The sequence below is a fragment of the Nonomuraea solani genome (genome assembly GCF_900108335.1).
Classification (GTDB): domain Bacteria; phylum Actinomycetota; class Actinomycetes; order Streptosporangiales; family Streptosporangiaceae; genus Nonomuraea; species Nonomuraea solani.
Window position 1 is genome coordinate 316,323 of the sequence record NZ_FNVT01000005.1, and the last position, 15,260, is coordinate 331,582.

Annotated in this window: 18 protein-coding genes; 3 read left to right on the top strand and 15 right to left on the bottom strand. The window is 70.8% G+C overall.

Features of this window, described 5'->3' with window-relative positions; translation table 11 throughout:
* Positions 1–4 precede the first annotated feature (4 nt).
* The 10 genes from C4V41_RS21115 to C4V41_RS21155 form a co-directional block, all read right to left on the bottom strand.
* Positions 5–403 carry a DUF3040 domain-containing protein gene (locus C4V41_RS21115; RefSeq protein WP_103957937.1) on the bottom strand — a complete coding sequence of 133 codons (399 nt, stop codon included), beginning with the start codon at positions 401–403 and terminating at the stop codon, positions 5–7.
* 230 nt (positions 404–633) lie between these two features.
* Positions 634–1,875, bottom strand: coding sequence for a DNA polymerase IV (gene dinB, locus C4V41_RS21120; protein WP_103957611.1), 1,242 nt, complete (start codon positions 1,873–1,875; stop codon positions 634–636).
* A gap of 67 nt (positions 1,876–1,942) precedes the next feature.
* Complete coding sequence (locus C4V41_RS21125) at positions 1,943–2,662, bottom strand: methyltransferase domain-containing protein (protein WP_103957612.1); 720 nt, start codon at positions 2,660–2,662, stop codon at positions 1,943–1,945.
* A gap of 418 nt (positions 2,663–3,080) precedes the next feature.
* A complete protein-coding gene (locus tag C4V41_RS21130; RefSeq protein ID WP_103957938.1) occupies positions 3,081–3,419 on the bottom strand; it encodes an MmcQ/YjbR family DNA-binding protein in 339 nt (112 codons plus the stop codon).
* Positions 3,420–3,638: 219 nt separating this feature from the next.
* On the bottom strand, positions 3,639–4,049 hold the full coding sequence (gene nusB / locus C4V41_RS21135; protein WP_103957613.1) for a transcription antitermination factor NusB: 411 nt from the start codon (positions 4,047–4,049) through the stop codon (positions 3,639–3,641).
* A gap of 1 nt (position 4,050) precedes the next feature.
* Entirely contained in the window at positions 4,051–4,611 is a 561-nt protein-coding gene (gene efp / locus C4V41_RS21140; protein ID WP_103957614.1) for an elongation factor P, read from the bottom strand.
* Positions 4,612–4,841: 230 nt separating this feature from the next.
* On the bottom strand, positions 4,842–6,347 hold the full coding sequence (locus tag C4V41_RS21145) for a serine/threonine-protein kinase (protein WP_103957615.1): 1,506 nt from the start codon (positions 6,345–6,347) through the stop codon (positions 4,842–4,844).
* A 99-nt stretch (positions 6,348–6,446) separates the two neighbouring features.
* Positions 6,447–7,733 carry a dicarboxylate/amino acid:cation symporter gene (locus C4V41_RS21150; RefSeq protein ID WP_103957616.1) on the bottom strand — a complete coding sequence of 429 codons (1,287 nt, stop codon included), beginning with the start codon at positions 7,731–7,733 and terminating at the stop codon, positions 6,447–6,449.
* Between the two features lie 77 nt (positions 7,734–7,810).
* Positions 7,811–7,927: a putative leader peptide gene (locus C4V41_RS66140; protein WP_407670021.1), complete on the bottom strand. Its 117-nt coding sequence runs from the start codon at positions 7,925–7,927 to the stop codon at positions 7,811–7,813.
* A gap of 26 nt (positions 7,928–7,953) precedes the next feature.
* Complete coding sequence (locus C4V41_RS21155; RefSeq protein ID WP_103957617.1) at positions 7,954–8,997, bottom strand: LLM class F420-dependent oxidoreductase; 1,044 nt, start codon at positions 8,995–8,997, stop codon at positions 7,954–7,956.
* 93 nt (positions 8,998–9,090) lie between these two features.
* Between C4V41_RS21155 and C4V41_RS21160 the strand changes: the two genes are divergently transcribed.
* Complete coding sequence (locus tag C4V41_RS21160; RefSeq protein ID WP_235030278.1) at positions 9,091–9,978, top strand: endonuclease/exonuclease/phosphatase family protein; 888 nt, start codon at positions 9,091–9,093, stop codon at positions 9,976–9,978.
* Here the strand turns inward: C4V41_RS21160 and C4V41_RS21165 are convergent.
* Genes C4V41_RS21165 through C4V41_RS21180 form a run of 4 tightly spaced genes read right to left on the bottom strand, consistent with a single transcriptional unit; the run spans position 9,964 to position 13,552 of the window.
* On the bottom strand, positions 9,964–10,530 hold the full coding sequence (locus C4V41_RS21165) for a nucleotidyltransferase family protein (RefSeq protein ID WP_200824122.1): 567 nt from the start codon (positions 10,528–10,530) through the stop codon (positions 9,964–9,966). The two genes, C4V41_RS21160 and C4V41_RS21165, sit on opposite strands and share 15 nt — an antisense overlap.
* Positions 10,530–11,621 carry an XdhC family protein gene (locus C4V41_RS21170; RefSeq protein ID WP_103957618.1) on the bottom strand — a complete coding sequence of 364 codons (1,092 nt, stop codon included), beginning with the start codon at positions 11,619–11,621 and terminating at the stop codon, positions 10,530–10,532. Before C4V41_RS21170 ends, C4V41_RS21165 begins: the two co-directional genes overlap by 1 nt.
* Positions 11,614–12,693: a vWA domain-containing protein gene (locus C4V41_RS21175; protein WP_103957619.1), complete on the bottom strand. Its 1,080-nt coding sequence runs from the start codon at positions 12,691–12,693 to the stop codon at positions 11,614–11,616. The genes C4V41_RS21170 and C4V41_RS21175 overlap by 8 nt, the downstream gene beginning before the upstream one ends.
* Positions 12,686–13,552, bottom strand: coding sequence for an AAA family ATPase (locus C4V41_RS21180; protein ID WP_103957620.1), 867 nt, complete (start codon positions 13,550–13,552; stop codon positions 12,686–12,688). Before C4V41_RS21180 ends, C4V41_RS21175 begins: the two co-directional genes overlap by 8 nt.
* Positions 13,553–13,672: 120 nt before the next feature.
* On the opposite strand from C4V41_RS21180, the gene C4V41_RS21185 reads away from it, so the two are divergent.
* Positions 13,673–14,560 (top strand): hypothetical protein, encoded by an 888-nt coding sequence (locus tag C4V41_RS21185; RefSeq protein ID WP_146103728.1) that lies wholly within the window; start codon positions 13,673–13,675, stop codon positions 14,558–14,560.
* Entirely contained in the window at positions 14,560–14,808 is a 249-nt protein-coding gene (locus C4V41_RS21190; protein ID WP_146103729.1) for a hypothetical protein, read from the top strand. Before C4V41_RS21185 ends, C4V41_RS21190 begins: the two co-directional genes overlap by 1 nt.
* On the opposite strand, the gene C4V41_RS21195 is transcribed toward C4V41_RS21190, so the two are convergent.
* Positions 14,805–15,257 (bottom strand): PH domain-containing protein, encoded by a 453-nt coding sequence (locus tag C4V41_RS21195; protein ID WP_235030279.1) that lies wholly within the window; start codon positions 15,255–15,257, stop codon positions 14,805–14,807. The two genes, C4V41_RS21190 and C4V41_RS21195, sit on opposite strands and share 4 nt — an antisense overlap.
* Positions 15,258–15,260 lie beyond the last annotated feature (3 nt).

A 15,260-nucleotide genomic window follows, 5' to 3' on the forward strand; every position in this document is an offset into this window, starting at 1 on the left:
CGGGTCAGCGCTCGTCGTTACGACGGCGCCAGCGCTCTTCCATGCGCTCCATGAAACTCCCCCGGTCGCCCCGGCGGGCCTGCTTGCCCGGAGGGGTGGCCGTGCCTGAGGCGGGGGGCGAGTCACCGAACCCGTTCATACGTTTCCAGCTCGACAAGCCCCACAGACACGCGGCGAGCATGACCACGAAACCGCCGACGCCGAGCGGGATCAGACTCATCACCACGCCGACCATCATGATGACGACGCCGAGAGCAAAGCCGATGGAGGCCTTGATCAGGCGACGCTTGTAATGGCTGCGCGGGTCACTGATCCTTACGGTGTTGGCCCACTTCGGGTCCTCGGCGTAGAGGGCCTGCTCGATCTGGTCGAGCAAGCGCTGCTCGTGCTCAGAGAGCGGCACGGCGCCTCCCAAGGACGGCCCCAGGACGGGGAAGACGGCAACGGACGACACGGGGTGTCCGGACCTCGCGGTCGGTTATCCCCAGAATACGAGGCTGTAGACGTAGGCGAAAGCAAACGTCCAACGCAGACCAAACCGGAGGTGACGTCATGGCTCTATTGTGGCCCATCTCGCCCCCCTCTCCCCAAAATCCTGACACGGATGCCCCCACCAAATCCGGACATCGAACGTCATGTCTCTATTTCATCAAGCTTGCCACGTACCAGCGACGCCGGGAGCACCGCATCGGGACCGAATCTCCTGATCGCGCGATCCATCGCCTGCTCGGCCTCCCGCCACCCGGTCTCCCGCTCACCGATGCCGAGTTGGTAGGTGGCCTCACCGGCCGGCCGCAGGTTCTCCATCCGGACGCCCACCAGGCGCAGCCGCACCCGCTCGAGGCCGGCGGCGGCGTACAGCTCGCAAGAAGTGGCGTAAATCACTTGGGCGACGTCGGTCGGCTCGCGCAGGGTGCGCGAGCGGGTGATCGTGGTGAAATCGGCGCGGCGTAGCTTCACACTTACAGTTCTTCCCACGTGACCGGCCTTACGCATCCGGGCGGCCACCCGCTCCGACAACCGCAGAAGTTCCCGCTTGATCACTTCCGGGTCGTCCACGTCGACCGCGAACGTCTCCTCGTTGCCGATGCTCTTGTCGGGCACGTGGGAGCTGACGGGCCGCTCGTCACGCCCCCAGGCCAGCGCGGCGAGGTGGGTGCCCGCCGCCTGCCCCAGCTCCCGCTGGAGCGTGCTGGGCGGCACTCTGGCCAGATCTCCGACCGTGCGGATGCCCAGGCGTACGAGGGACTGCTCGGTGCGCTCACCGACGCCCCAGAGCGCCGACACGGGCAGCGGATGGAGGAAGTCGACGACCTGATCGGCGGGCACCACCAGCAGCCCGTCGGGCTTGCACTGCTTGGAGGCGAGCTTGGCCACGAATTTACTGCTCGCCACGCCCACGGAGCAGGTGATGCCGTAGCGGTCGAGGACCTGCTCCCTGATCATCGCGGCGACGGCGGCGGGCGGGCCGAGCCGCCGCCTGGCGCCGCCGACGTCGAGGAACGCCTCGTCGGACGCGATCGGCTCGACCAGCGGGGTGATCGCGTGGAAGATCTCCATGACGCCCTTGGAGACCTCGGAGTATTTGCCGTGGCTCGGCGGGATGACGGTGGCCTGCGGGCACAGCCTGCGCGCCCGGCTCATCGGCATCGCCGAGTGCACGCCGAAGGCCCTGGCCTCGTAGGTGGCGCTGAGCACGACGCCGCGCCCGGCGGGCGAGCCCACGATCACCGGGTGACCGCGCAGCTCGGGACGCTCCAGCAGCTCGACGCTGGCGAAGAAGGCGTCCATGTCGACGTGGAGGATCGGGCAGCCGCTGTCATCGACCCCGGTCCGCGGAGCGGGGCCGATGCCGGTGATCTGCTTGCGAGACACGCTGTCGATTCTATCCGAACAGGCGTTCTACACCGAGGGGCATGGTGTCGCTTTCCTTCCCGTCGTCTCAGGCCCGGTGCCCGAGCACGTGGAGCTGCGTCGCGATGTCGCGCAGCACGGGATGGGTGGCGGCGGCCTGTTCGAGCGCCACCAGCGACTCGGCGGCGCCGGGCTCACCGTCGACCAGCCTGCTCGGCACCAGGTCGGCGAAGACCCGGACGCCGTGAATGGCCCCCACGGAGAACCCGGTCGCGGTCAGCAGCTCGACGAGCGTGTCGGCGGCGAACCGCCGGGGCGTGGGGTCGCGGTCGCCCCAGTTTCCGGCCGGGTCGTCCAGTACGGCCCTGGCGTCGTCGAACTGCCCGGCCAGCGCCCGGTGGATGGCGGCGGCCACGGGGTTGGCGGCCAGCACGCTGACGGCCCCGCCGCGGCGCAGCACGCCGGCGACCGCGGTCAGCGCGCTGATCGGGTCTTCCACGTATTCGAGCACGCTGTGGCAGAGCACCAGGTCGGCGGAGTCGCGGCTGAGCAGCTCGCCCAGGTCGGCGGCGTCGCCCTGCAGGGCGCGCACGCTCACGCCCTTCTCCTTGGCGCGGCGCTCCAGCGCGGCCAGCGAGTCGGGGCTGGGGTCCACGACGGTGACGGCGTGGCCGAGCGCGGCCAGGGGCACGGCGAACCCGCCGGTCCCGCCGCCGGCGTCGACGATGTCGAGCGACTCGCGGCCGGTGGCCGCCGTGCGCTCGGACAGCACGGAGCGCAACGCGTCCCAGACGACGGCGGTCCGCACCGCCGGGGTCCTCGTGACGCCTTCAGCACGCAACGTCGGCTCGCCTCCCTCTCCCTCGCGAGCGGGCGCGTTGACGTACGCGCACGTCGCGAACGACTTTCTTCGCGGACGCGCCCCAGCCTACGCCGTACGCGCGCTCGCCCGCTCCCACCCACCCGACCCGGACCACCCACCCACTCCCACTCGGCCGGCCCCGGCCGATCATTCGCTCCCGCCCGGCCGGCCCAGCTCGATCGCCCACTCCCGCCCAGCGGCCCTGGACCGCTCGCCCGCTTCAGCCGGCCGGGCCGTACCGCCACCCGACCGATCACCTGCTCTCACCCAGGCCAGGCCGCACTGATCGCCCCCTTCCGGCCGGAAGGGCCGGAGGTGATCGGACCGATCACCCACTTCCACCCGGGGAGGCCGGGAGGCCGGGTTAGTCGTCGAGGTCGGTGGACAGGCGTTTGGGGGCGCGCAGGCGCCAGGCGTCGGCCAGCAGTTCGCTCATCTCCGCCGTGTCCACCGCCGCGAACCGCACCAGCACGATGGCGTGCCCGTCGTAGTGGGGAGTCGTGCCGAACTTGGCCGGCTCGGCCGCGATCAGCTCCGCCTTCTCCTCCACCGATCCCACCGGCAGCACCAGCCGGTCGCCCTCCTCCTTGACCCGGGCGAACCACTTCCCGCGCACGTAGAAGGCGGGCGTGCCGTACATGCTCTTCTCGGCGGTTTCGGGCAGCGCCAGCGCGATCCGGCGCACGTCCTGTTCCGTCACCATGAGGACCACGCTAACCCGGGCCCGATGCCGGGCACAGAAAAGGGCGCGTCGCGGCTGGTGACGCGCCCACTTCTCCGTACGGTCGCATGTGCGCGGTCAGGAGCGGATCCACACCTGACCGCGCGACAGCACACGTCCCTCGCCAACGCGAACCCGTGCGGGCCGGCGTGGTTGGAACGTACCCCGAACGCGCGGCCCCGGCCCCTAGAACGGGGCTGTCTAAAGGGTGAGGCTTGACTTGAGTTGCTTGAACCGGGCCAGCAGGCCGTTGATGAACTGCGGAGACTCGTCGGTCGACAGCTCCCCGGCCAGGTGCACCCATTCGCTGATGACCACGCCGGCGGGCACGTCGGGCATCCACAGCAGCTCGTACGTGCCACCGCGCAGCAGATTACGGTCGACGGCGGGCATCCGGTCGAGCGTCCAGCCCTCGGCGTAGGTGGTGATCAGCTCGTCGATGCGCGCGTGGTGCCTGGCCACGCCCTCGACGATGGCCGAGGTGTATTCGTTGACCGGCGGCTCCTGCCGCTCCACGCGCTCGGCGAGGATCCTCAGCGGATCCTCGTCGCGCAACTCGGCCTCGAAGAGGATGTCGAGCGCCCGCCTGCGTGCTTTGCCGCGTGCCGACACCTCAGGCCCGGCCGAGGTATTCGCCGCTGCGGGTGTCGACCTTGACCTTCTCGCCGGTGGTGATGAACAGCGGGACCTTGATCTCGGCGCCGGTCTCCAGCGTGGCGGGCTTGGTGCCGCCGGTGGAGCGGTCGCCCTGCAGGCCGGGCTCGGTCTCGGCGATGGTCAGCTCGGCGGCGGCGGGCAGGTCGACGTAGAGCGCGGCGCCCTCGTTGAAGGCGATCGTCGCCAGCGTGTTCTCCAGCATGTAGTTGGCGGCGGTGCCGACGGTGTTCTTGGCCACGGTGACCATGTCGTAGGTCTCGGTGTCCATGAAGACGAAGTCTTCGCCGTCCTTGTAGGAGTACTGCATCTCGCGCTTGTCGACGTTGGCCACGTCGACCTTCACGCCGGCGTTGAAGGTCTTGTCGACGACCTTGCCGGAGAGCACGTTCTTCAGCTTGGTGCGCACGAACGCACCGCCCTTGCCCGGCTTGACGTGCTGGAACTCCACAACGGCCCACAGCTCACCGCCGTCGAGCTTCAGCACGATGCCGTTCTTGAGGTCGTTGGTCGTCGCCACTCGTTCTTCTCCCGCGTGCGGCCGCTCTAAAGGACGAGCAGCTCCTTGGTCGTCTTCGTGAACAGTTCCGGCCCGCCCGGACACGTCACGAGGGGTGTCCTCGATGCGAACCCCGCCCCGGCCCGGAAGGCAGGCCCCAGGCTCGACGGTGATCGGAACTCGATCCTCTAGTCTACCGGTCCTCAAGGGGACGAGGAACGACTCCTTGTGGATCTCCGATGACCCCTCTCCTACCGGTTCGGAAGCTGCCAGTCGTCCATGAACTCCGCCAGCGGCCCGGTCACCTGGAACTCGCCGTCCTCCTGGGCGTGCCGCAGGTCCTGGTAGATGCCCTCGATCTGGCTCAGCCCGGGATCGGACCGACCCTCGCTGAACTTCCTGGCGGCCTTCCTGATCTTGTCGCTGGCCTTGGCGGCGACTTTGGAGCTGATGCCGCCCATGGCCTGCTGGGCCATCACCGCGTTGTCGAACTGCTGCAGCCAGGTCCCCCACCCGCCGGTCGGGGCCGTCTCTCCCAGGGTGGCCTTGGGGGCGGCCGTCGTCCGCGGGTTGCTCAGGTCCTCGGGGCCGAGGGTGCTCACGAGGTTCTGCGACGGGTCCTGGGTGGACTCGCGGCTCGGGACCGGGGGCTCGGTGGTGGGCGGCCGGGGCCCGCTGGTGGCGATCACGGCGGACGGGCCGGGCGTCGGCGACACCGGCTTCTCCTGGCGCGCGCCCGCCCACATCACCATGCCCACGGTGACGGCGGCGATGACCGCGGCGGCGGCGCCGACCTGGAGGAACAGCTTGCGGTTGGACGATGCCGGCTCCGGCTCCAGGTCACCGGCGGGGTAGATCGCGGTGTCACCGGCCCGCGCCCCCGGCCCGGCCGGGTGGACGTCGGTGGCGCCGTGCCCCGTGGGGTTCAGGGAGGCGCCGGTCATGGGGACGGCCGACGGGTTGGGGCGCGGCCTGGCGATGGCGGCCAGCGCCCGCCGGATGGACTCGCCGCTGCCCGGCCGCTTGGCTGGGTCGGCGGCGAGCATGGCCAGCACCAGCCGGTCGAGCTCGGCCGGCACCTCGGGCCTGTGCGCACTGGGCGGAACGGGCTCCGGGGCCGTCTCTGGGCCTGCCGGGGACTCGAAGGGCGGGCGGCCGCAGAGCAGCTCGTAGCAGACGGCGCCCAGCGCGTACAGATCCCCAGAAGCCTGTGCCTTCTCCCCCGCGGCCCGCTCAGGAGCCGCGTAGCGGCGGCCCCGTTCGGACGGCTCGCGGTCGTCCATCCCGAACCCGACGACCTTGAGCACCCCGCTGCCGGCCCGGCGGAAGCTGTCCGGATCGACCCGCCCGTGCACGATCCCGGCCCGGTGCGCGGCGTCGAGCCCGGCCGCGGCCTGGCCGATCAGGTCGCACACCTCGACGATGCTCATCGTGCCCCGCGCGGCCGGTTCCTCGCCGAGGCTGAGGCCGGTCAGGTGCTCCATGACCAGGAAGGGAGAGCCGTCGTGGTCGCCGACGTCCAGCACCATGGCCACGTTCGGATGGATCACCCTGGCCACCGCCTGGGCGTGCTGCCTGAGCACATCCCGCGTGGCGGCCCCCGCCGCCGTGGCGCCGAGCACCTTCACGGCGACCACCCAGTCGGCCCGCGTGTCGTACCCCCGCCACACCTCGCCCATCGGGCCGCTGCCGATGAGCTCGTCGAGCCGGTACCGGTCAGCGACCAAGGACGGCGCGCGCTCCGTCGCGTCGGACATATCCCCGCCAATTACTCGAACATCAGGATTTCCGACCAACCATAGGCCCACGCGACCACTACCGGCCCACGAAACCCCCGTAGGGGACGACCTGCGACGTCAGGCCGTCGCGGGCACCGGCACGCGGGACGGCGCGGCGGGAGCGTCGTCGAGCGGCTGCGGCGGCGCGTTGAAGACCTCGGTGTCCAGGCGGCCTTCGGAGCGCGCCACCAGCACCGGCACCACCATCTGACCGGCGACGTTCGTCGCGGTCCTGATCATGTCGAGGATCGGGTCGATGGCCAGCAGCAGGCCGACGCCCTCCAGGGGCAGGCCCAGCGTGCTGAGCGTCAGCGTGAGCATGACGGTCGCGCCGGTCAGGCCCGCCGTGGCGGCCGAGCCGACCACCGAGACGAACGCGATCAGCAGGTAGTCGCCCACCCCGAGCGACACGCCGAACACCTGGGCCACGAAGATCGCCGCCAGCGCCGGGTAGACCGAGGCGCAGCCGTCCATCTTGGTGGTCGCGCCGAACGGCACCGCGAACGAGGCGTAGTCGCGATCCACGCCGAGGCGCTCGACCGTGACCCGCTGCGTCAGCGGCAGCGTGCCGACCGACGAGCGCGAGACGAAGGCCAGCTCGATCGCGGGCCAGGCGTTGCGGAAGAACGCGATCGGGCTGACCTTGCCCAACACCGCCAGCAGCGCCGGGTAGACGGCCAGCAGCACGAAGAAGCAGCCGATATACACCCCGACGCTGAACTTGGCCAGCGGCGCGAGCAGGTCCCAGCCGTACGTGGAGACGGCCTTGCCGATCAGGCCCGCCGTACCGATGGGCGCCAGGCGGATGACCCACCACAGCGCCTTCTGCACCAGTTCGAGGACCGAGCGGCTGAGGTTGAGGAACGGCTCCGCCTTCTCGCCGACCGCCAGGGCCGCGCCGCCGAGCACCACGCCCAGGAAGACGATCTGCAGGACGTTCACCTCGGTGAAGGCGGTGAACACGTTGGTCGGCAGGATGCCGGTGACGAAGTCGAGCCAGGTGCCCGCGTTCTCGGGGGCCTTGGCGGCGCCGGTGTCGAGCGTGACGCCCTGGCCGGGGTTGAGCAGCAGGCCCAGCCCGATCGCGAACGCCACCGAGACGAACGCGGTGACCAGGAACCACAGGAGCGTCTTGGAGGCCAGCCGGGCCGCGCCGTTGACGTTGCGCAGGTTGGCCACGCTGACCAGGACGGCGGTGAAGACCAGCGGCGGGACGGCGAGCTTGAGGAGCTGGACGAAGATCTGGCCGACCCGCGTGAGCGTCTCGGTCAGCCAGGCCACGTCCCAGATCTTGGCGGCGAAGCCCAGGGCGATGCCGATCGCCAGGCCCAGCAGCAACTGCAGGGAAAAGGAGAATCTCTTCACGGGGAGGGGAGCTTTCGCAACAAGGGCATGCCGAAGGGCACGCCGGGTGAGGGAGGGACGATCGCGGGACGGAGCGGTCAGCGACAGATCGATCCGTGCAACCGGCACAGATCGATGTGCAGCCGCTCAACGAGCCACACGAACACCAGAGAAAACCTCACGAGCTCCCACAACACCCCATGAAGAGGGAGCATTCCCCCAAAAAGGGTGATTCAGCTCACTACCCGGCGGCGATCTCCTTGATCCGCTCGATCAGCCGCACCCGCTCCTCGTGCGTCCGCCCGAACGGCGTCACGTTCAGGGTGGTCACGCCGGAGTCCTTCAGCGCCTGTACGCGGTCGCGCACGAACCCGTCGCTGCCGATCAGCGACATCTTCTCCAGCAGCTCGCCGGGCACCTGGGCGGCGGCCTCGTCCTTCTTGCCCTCCAGGTAGAGGTCCTGGATCCGCTCGGCCTCCTTCTCGTAGCCGTAGCGCCTGGCCAGGTCGTTGTAGAAGTTGCGGCCCTTGGCGCCCATGCCGCCGATGTAGAGGGCCGCCATCGGGCGCCCGAACTCCAGCAGCCCCGCCACGTCGTCGCCGATCGCCAGCGACGCCTGCGCGATCACGTCCAGCTCGCCCAGCTCGGGGTCGCGCTTGGCCTTGCCCGCGGCCAGCGACGGGCCCCACACGTCGCCGGCCTTCTCGGGGACGTAGAAGATCGGCTCCCAGCCCTCGGCGAGCTCGGCGGTCAGCTCGACGTTCTTGGGGCCGATGGCGGCGATCACGATGGGGATGCGGGAGCGTACGGGATGGTTGATGATCTTCAGGGGCTTGCCGAGACCGGTCCCCTGATCGGCCGGGAGCGGCACCGTGTAGTGGCGGCCCTCGTAGCGCAGCCGCTCGCGCCGCCACACCGAGCGGCAGATCTCGATGATCTCCCTGGTACGCCCCAGCGGCGCGGTGTACGGCACCCCGTGGAACCCCTCGATCACCTGCGGCCCCGACGCGCCCAGCCCCAGCGTGAAACGCCCGTCGGAGACGTAGTCGAGCCCCGCGGCCGTCATGGCGAGCAGCGTCGGCGTGCGCGAGTAGATCGGCAGGATGCCCGTCGCGATCTCCAGCCGCTCGGTCTTCGCGGCGATGTAGCCCATCTGGCTGACGGCGTCGAAGGAGTACGCCTCGGCCACGAACACGATGTCGAGGCCCGCCCTCTCGTAGTCGGCCAGTTCGGCCACCGACTCCTTGAAGCCGCCCGAGTAGTTCAGTGCCATTCCGATGCGCATGCGTGGCTCCCGCCGAACCGAAGAATGTTCCGTTGAGACGGGAACAGGCTATCGCGTCGGCGTGGCGGGCCGGGAGCCACTAGCCTGGTTCGAGTGCTGAGCCGGGTCGTCATCATCGTGTCAGCCGTGGTGGCCGCAGCCCTCGCGGGGCATCGGCTGATCCCCGCGCTCGGCGGGTTCACGCCCGTCCTCGAAAGCCTGCTGCCCTGGCTCGGGCTGGCCGTGCCGGTGCTGCTCGCCGCCGCGGCCCTGGCACGCTCCACCGCGGCCGCCGTCGCGGCGCTGGTGCCGGGCCTGGTGTGGGGCGTGATGTTCGGCTCCACGCTGCTGCGCACCCCGCCGGGCGGCGACAGCGATCTGGCCGTCGGCACGGTCAACGTGGGCGTGCGCAACAGCGCCTCCGGCGAGGCCGTGCGCGCGATCGCCAAGGACCTCGACGTACTCGCCGCCCAGGAGCTGACCAGCGGCGGCCCGGCGGCCAAGCAGCTCAACAAGATGTTCAAATACCACTACCCGGTCAGCACCGTGGGCCTGTGGAGCCGCTACCCGATCAGCGAGACCAAGCCGCTCGACGTCGGCATGGGCTGGCCCCGCGCGCTGCGCGCGGTGATCAGCACGCCCAAGGGCAAGGTGACCGTCTACGTCATGCACCTGGCCTCGGCCAGGCCGGGGCACACCACCTCGCGCGACGCCTCGCTGGCACACGCCCGGCGGCTCATCGACGACGACTCCAGCAAGCGGATCCTGCTGCTCGGCGACCTCAACACCGCCACCACCGACCGCGGCATGAACGGGCTGACCCCGCCGCTGACCGACGCGCAGAGCGCGGCGGGCGACGGGTTCGGCTTCACCTGGCCGTCGGAGTTCCCGGTCACCCGGCCCGACCACATCCTCTACAAGGGGATGACGGCCACCAAGGCCACCGTGGCCCCGGCGACCGGCAGCGACCACCGCGCCGCGATCGCCTCACTCCGGCTGTAGCAGTCCGAGGTCGCCGGGGGTGTCGATGTCGGCCGGGTCGCCGTGCCCGTCGCACGGCACCTCGGTGACCAGCTCCGGATGCGCCTTCAGGTACGGTCGCGCCCCGACGTCGCCCACGGCCAGCTCGGACACCCCGGCGAAGTGCCGGCGGGCGATCAGCACGGGGTTCCTGCGCCGGCCCGCGTAGGTGGCCACGGCCAGGGCGGCGCCCGAGCCGATGAGCGCCCGCACCGCCTCCGGGCGGATCAGCGGCTGGTCGACCAGCGCGACCACGACCGACTCCGCCTCGTCCGGCAGCGCGCCGAGCCCGATCCGCAGCGACGAGCCCATGCCGGAGCGCCAGTCGGGGTTGCGCACGGTCACCGCCCGGCGCACCTGGACGGTGGCCGCGCCGAGCACGACCACGACGGGGTGGCAGCCGCCGTCCTCCAGCAGCCGCACGGCCCGGTCGACCAGCCGCTCGCCCGCGTATTCGACCAGCGCCTTGGGCGTGCCCAGCCGTGAGCCCTCCCCCGCGGCCAGCACCAGCCCGGCGATCCTGCCCGTCCTCATCACTGCGCCTCGTGGTGGATGCGGCCCTCTGTCGTCGTCAGGGGCGCGCCCGAGCCGCCCCAGCGCAGCTGGATCAGCTCGGCGGCGATGGACACGGCCGTCTCCTCGGGGGTGCGCGCGCCGAGGTCGAGCCCGATGGGCGAGCGCAGCCGGGCCAGCTCGCCGTCGGTCATCCCGGACTCGCGCAGCCGTACGAGCCGGTCCTCATGAGTGCGGCGGGAGCCCATGGCCCCCACGTAGCCGGCGTCGGTGCGCAGCGCCACCTCCAGCAGCGGCACGTCGAACTTGGGGTCGTGGGTCAGCACGCAGATCACCGTGCGCTGGTCCACCTGCACCGAGGCCAGGTAGTCGTGGGGCCACTTGACCACCACCTCGTCGGCGTCGGGGAAGCGCTTGGCGGTGGCGAAGACCGGCCGCGCGTCGCAGACCGTGACGTGGTAGCCGAGGAACTTGCCCACCCTGGCCACCGCCGCGGCGAAGTCGATCGCCCCGAACACCAGCATGCGCGGCGGCGGCGCGAACGACTGCACGAACACCGACAGGTCGTCCAGCCGCCGCTCGCCCTGCCCGCCGTAGTGCCGCAGCCCGGTCAGGCCCTGGGCCAGCATGCCGCGGGCGTCGTCGTCCACGGCCTCGTCGAGGCGTTCGAGGCCGAGCGAGCCCGTCGAGCGGTCCGGCCAGATGATCCGGCGGGCGCCGACCTGGCCGGGCCCCGAGACGATGGTGGCCACGGCGACCGGCTCGTGGGCGTCCACCGAGGCCGCGACCCTGCCCAGCTCGGGGAAGGTCTCGATCGAGATCGGCTCGACGAGGATGTCGATGATGCCGCCGCAGGTGAGCCCGACGGCGAACGCGTCGTCGTCGGTGACGCCGTACCGCTGCAGGACGGGCCTGTCGATCTCGCCGGCCAGCTCGAACACCGCGCCCTCGACGCAGCCGCCGGAGACGCTGCCGACGACCTCGTCGCCGCGTACCGCCATCGCCGCGCCGGGCGGTCTGGGCGCGCTGCTCCACGTGCCCACCACCGTCGCCAGCCCGAACCTGAGCCCCGACCGCCACCACTTCATGATCTCCGGCAGCACGTCACGCATGGGCGAGCCTTTCACTGAGTCGCTCGTAGGCGGCCAGGCTGTGCCCGGCCACCAGGTCGTCGAGATGGGGCAGGGCGGCCCGCATGCCGCCGGTCAGCGGCTGGTAGTCCTCGTAGCCCTTGTGCGGGTTGACCCAGATCACCCGGTACGCCTGCCGGGCCAGCCGGGCCATCTGGGTGCCGAGCAGCTCGGGGTCGCCCCGCTCCCAGCCATCCGAGGCGATCACCGCGATCGCGCCCCTGGCGCTGTAACGGGCGAGGAATTCCTTGAGTTCCTCGCCCAGCCGGGTGCCGCCGCTCCAGTCGGGGATGGTCCTGGACACCTCGTTGAGCGCGGTGCCCGGGTCGCGGTGGCGCAGCTCGGCGGTGATCGGGGTGAGCCTGGTGCCGACCGAGTAGACCCTGGTGGCCCTGGGCTCGCTCCTGACCAGCGCGTGGGCGAAGCGCAGCAGCGTCTCGGCGTACGGGGCCATGGAGCCGCTGACGTCCACGAACAGCACCACCGGGCGCGGCCTGGTGGTGTGGCGGCGGTGGCGGAGTTTGGCCACCTCGCCCTTCCTGAGCGCGTCCCTGATCGTGCGGCGCTGGTCCAGGACGCCCCGGTGGGCGCTCTCGAAGCGGCGCGAGCGCCGACGTGCCCGGCCGCTTCTCAGCAGCGCCAGCATGCGGTGCACCTCGGCCCGCTCGGCCTCGGTCAGGCGCGCCACGTCACGGTGGCGCAGGATCTCGGCCCGGCTCGCGGTGGCGGGCGCCGCCGTGCCGTCGTCCGGGCCCTCGTCCGGGCCGTCGCCCTCCCTCGTCGCCAGGTGCCGGGTGACGCTCGTGACCGCCGTACGGGCCAGGCCCGCCTTGCGGCCGCCGAAGTAGGCGGCGAAGCACCGGTCGTAACGGGGCAGGTCGTCGGGCGTGGCGCACAACGTGAGCCGGCCGGCCCAGTAGACCTCGCCCGGATCGGTCACGTCGAGGTGGCCGAGCGCCTTGAGCAGGTTTTGGGTGCGCTCGTGGTCGGCCGCGACGCCCGCCGCGCGCAACGTCCTGGCGAAGCCCGTCATGGTGGCGGCCAGCTCATCCATGGGAGAGCAGCCCGTTGCCGAGCACGGTGGCGACGTCCTCGCGGTATTTCAGCGCGGCGCCGAGCGTGGCGGCGGCGCGGCCGGGGTCGAGCTCCTTGGCTCCGAGCGTCAGCAGCGCCTCGGTCCAGTCGAGCGTCTCGGCGACGCCCGGCGGCTTGACCAGGCCGGCCTGCCGCAGCCGCTCGGCCGCCCGCGCCACCTGCATGGCCAGCGTCTCGGTGCAGCCGGGCAGGCGGCGCAGCAGGATGGCGACCTCACGGTCGAACCCGGGGTGCTCCAGCCAGTGGTAGAGGCAGCGGCGCTTGAGCGCGTCGTGGACCTCGCGCGTCCTGTTGGAGGTCACCACGACGACGGGGGGCGTGCCGGCCTTGATCGTGCCCAGCTCGGGGATGGAGATCGTGAAGTCGGAGAGCACTTCCAGCAGGAACGCCTCGAACTCGTCGTCGGCCCGGTCGATCTCGTCCACGAGCAGCACACTGGGCTGCGTCTCGATGGCCTTGAGCAGGGGCCGGGCGATCAGGAACCGCCGGTCGTAGATCTCCCCCTCCAGCCGGCTCACGTCGGTGACCCCGGCGGCCTCGGCGGCCTTCAGGTGCAGGAGCTGGCGGGCGAAGTCCCAGTCGTAGAGGGCCTGGGCCGCGTCGAGGCCCTCGTAGCACTGGAGGCGGATGAGGGGCGCCTTCAGCAGCGCGGCGAGGGTCTTGGCCAGCTCGGTCTTCCCGACTCCCGCCTCTCCCTCCAGGAACAGCGGCCGCCCCATCCGCAGCGCCAGGAAGGCGGCCGTGGCCAGCCCTTCGTCGGCCAGGTAGGCGTGCCGGTCGAGCAACTCGATGAGCTTGTCGGGCGACTGGATGTCCATCGCCTTGATTGTCCGCAGCACGCCTTCAGGCTACGTCGCGCACCGGCCTCGGCGATATTCACCCCGGCGCACCGTCACGAACGGTAAGCTTTCGATCACCGAACGAAAGGACCGTCCAAGGTGACCCCCACCCTTGAACACGAAGTGCCCGTGGAGATGATTCGCCGTCGCCCGGATCTCGCTCTGGAACTGCTGACCCGAGCCCTCGAAGCCGACGGAGCAGGCTATAGCGACGCACGCGAGGAATCCGTCGACATGAGCCACCGGCTCATGGCCGAGGCCAGAGCCGACTCGGTCGTCTCCGTCAAAGGGCCTGACGGCCTGAGACGCTATCTCATCGTCGAGATCCAGCGCCGTTACAGGGAGGAAAAGGTATGGGCCTGGATCGGCTACTCCGGCGGGCTCATGTCCAGGAAGAAGGGTGGGGTGATCCTGCTCGTCGTCTGCCCGGACGAGGCCACGGCGGCCAGATATCGGGTCGGCGTCCGGATCGCCGACTCCTCGCTGCTCTTCGTTCCCGTGGTGCTCAGCCCCAAGATGATGCAACCCATCCGGGACCCTGAGGAGATCAGGCGCTTCCCCGAGCTCGCCACCCTGGCGGCGGCCGCTCACCCGAACGATCTCGAGACGGCGCGGGCGGTCGCGGAGATCCTGGTCCAGCTCGACGACGAAGCCAGCCTCTTCTACTACGACTTCCTGCGCCAGCAGCTTCCCGAGAAGATCCGAATCGACCTGGAGGAACTCATGATCACCTACGACGTCAGCAAGCGACTCCCCGACCGCTTCACCAAGCCCATCGAGGACGCCGCGGAAGCCCGCGGAGAGGAGACGGGAGCGCTCCGTGAAGCGATCCGGGGGCTGCTCTCGCTGCTCGACGCGCGAGGGCTGGCGATCACCGACGATCAGCGGGCGACGATCGAGAGCTGCGCGGACAAGGACCTTCTCCACGGCTGGTTCGTCCGCGCCGTCACCGCCGGCTCGACGGCCGAAGTGTTCGGCGAGGATTGATGTCCCCTCACCCCGGGATGCCGGAGCCCTGGGAGAAGCACCAGGTCTCCCCCGAGGCGAGAGAGCAGAGCAAGATCACAGCAGCCCGCCGGGCCATCGACATCGCCCTGCAGACCCGCTTCCTGTGGATCAGCCGGGAGAAGCGGGAGGCCATCTCCGCCTGCGAAGATCTCGAACTGCTGCAGAAGTGGCTGATCCGCATCCTCACCGTCGACACGGTGGACGAGCTCTTCCCGGAGCCCGGCTAGTCTTCGCTCGCTTCCCCGCGCTCCCGGATCAGGGCTCGCAGTTCGGCCGTGGCCCGACGGGCGCGAGCCTTCTCCGAGCCCTGGATGCCCATCGCCCCGACGGTCCGCCCGTCGGCGAGGTCGATGCGCGGCCACGGATCCCCGACCAGCAGCGTGACGTCCAGGACCTCCGGCCACGTGGCCTGGTGGGTGCGGACGGCGTTGACGATCGTGATGCCCTCGTCGTCGGCCTCCACCCGCACCCGGCCCAGCAGGTGGAGGACATAGGCCACCGCGCCCCCGAACGCCACGATCGCGATCCGATCGGCCAGCTTGAACGGCTCGGCGATGAAGATCGCCATGACCACCGCCCCCAGCACGATCAGCACGGCGAAGCCGTAGGCGACGATCCGTCCCCGGCGCGGACGCCAGGTGATGGGCAGGGGCGGAGGGGGCACGGGCTGTGGCACGAG

Coding starts and splice junctions, on each gene's coding strand:
- C4V41_RS21130 (WP_103957938.1), bottom strand. CDS start 3,419: ATGGTGACGGAACAGGACGTGCGCCGGATCGCGCTGGCGCTGCCCGAA.
- C4V41_RS21145 (WP_103957615.1), bottom strand. CDS start 6,347: ATGTCCGACGCGACGGAGCGCGCGCCGTCCTTGGTCGCTGACCGGTAC.
- C4V41_RS66140 (WP_407670021.1), bottom strand. CDS start 7,927: ATGCTCCCTCTTCATGGGGTGTTGTGGGAGCTCGTGAGGTTTTCTCTG.
- C4V41_RS21155 (WP_103957617.1), bottom strand. CDS start 8,997: ATGCGCATCGGAATGGCACTGAACTACTCGGGCGGCTTCAAGGAGTCG.
- C4V41_RS21165 (WP_200824122.1), bottom strand. CDS start 10,530: ATGAGGACGGGCAGGATCGCCGGGCTGGTGCTGGCCGCGGGGGAGGGC.
- C4V41_RS21170 (WP_103957618.1), bottom strand. CDS start 11,621: ATGCGTGACGTGCTGCCGGAGATCATGAAGTGGTGGCGGTCGGGGCTC.
- C4V41_RS21175 (WP_103957619.1), bottom strand. CDS start 12,693: ATGGATGAGCTGGCCGCCACCATGACGGGCTTCGCCAGGACGTTGCGC.
- C4V41_RS21180 (WP_103957620.1), bottom strand. CDS start 13,552: ATGGACATCCAGTCGCCCGACAAGCTCATCGAGTTGCTCGACCGGCAC.
- C4V41_RS21190 (WP_146103729.1), top strand. CDS start 14,560: ATGTCCCCTCACCCCGGGATGCCGGAGCCCTGGGAGAAGCACCAGGTC.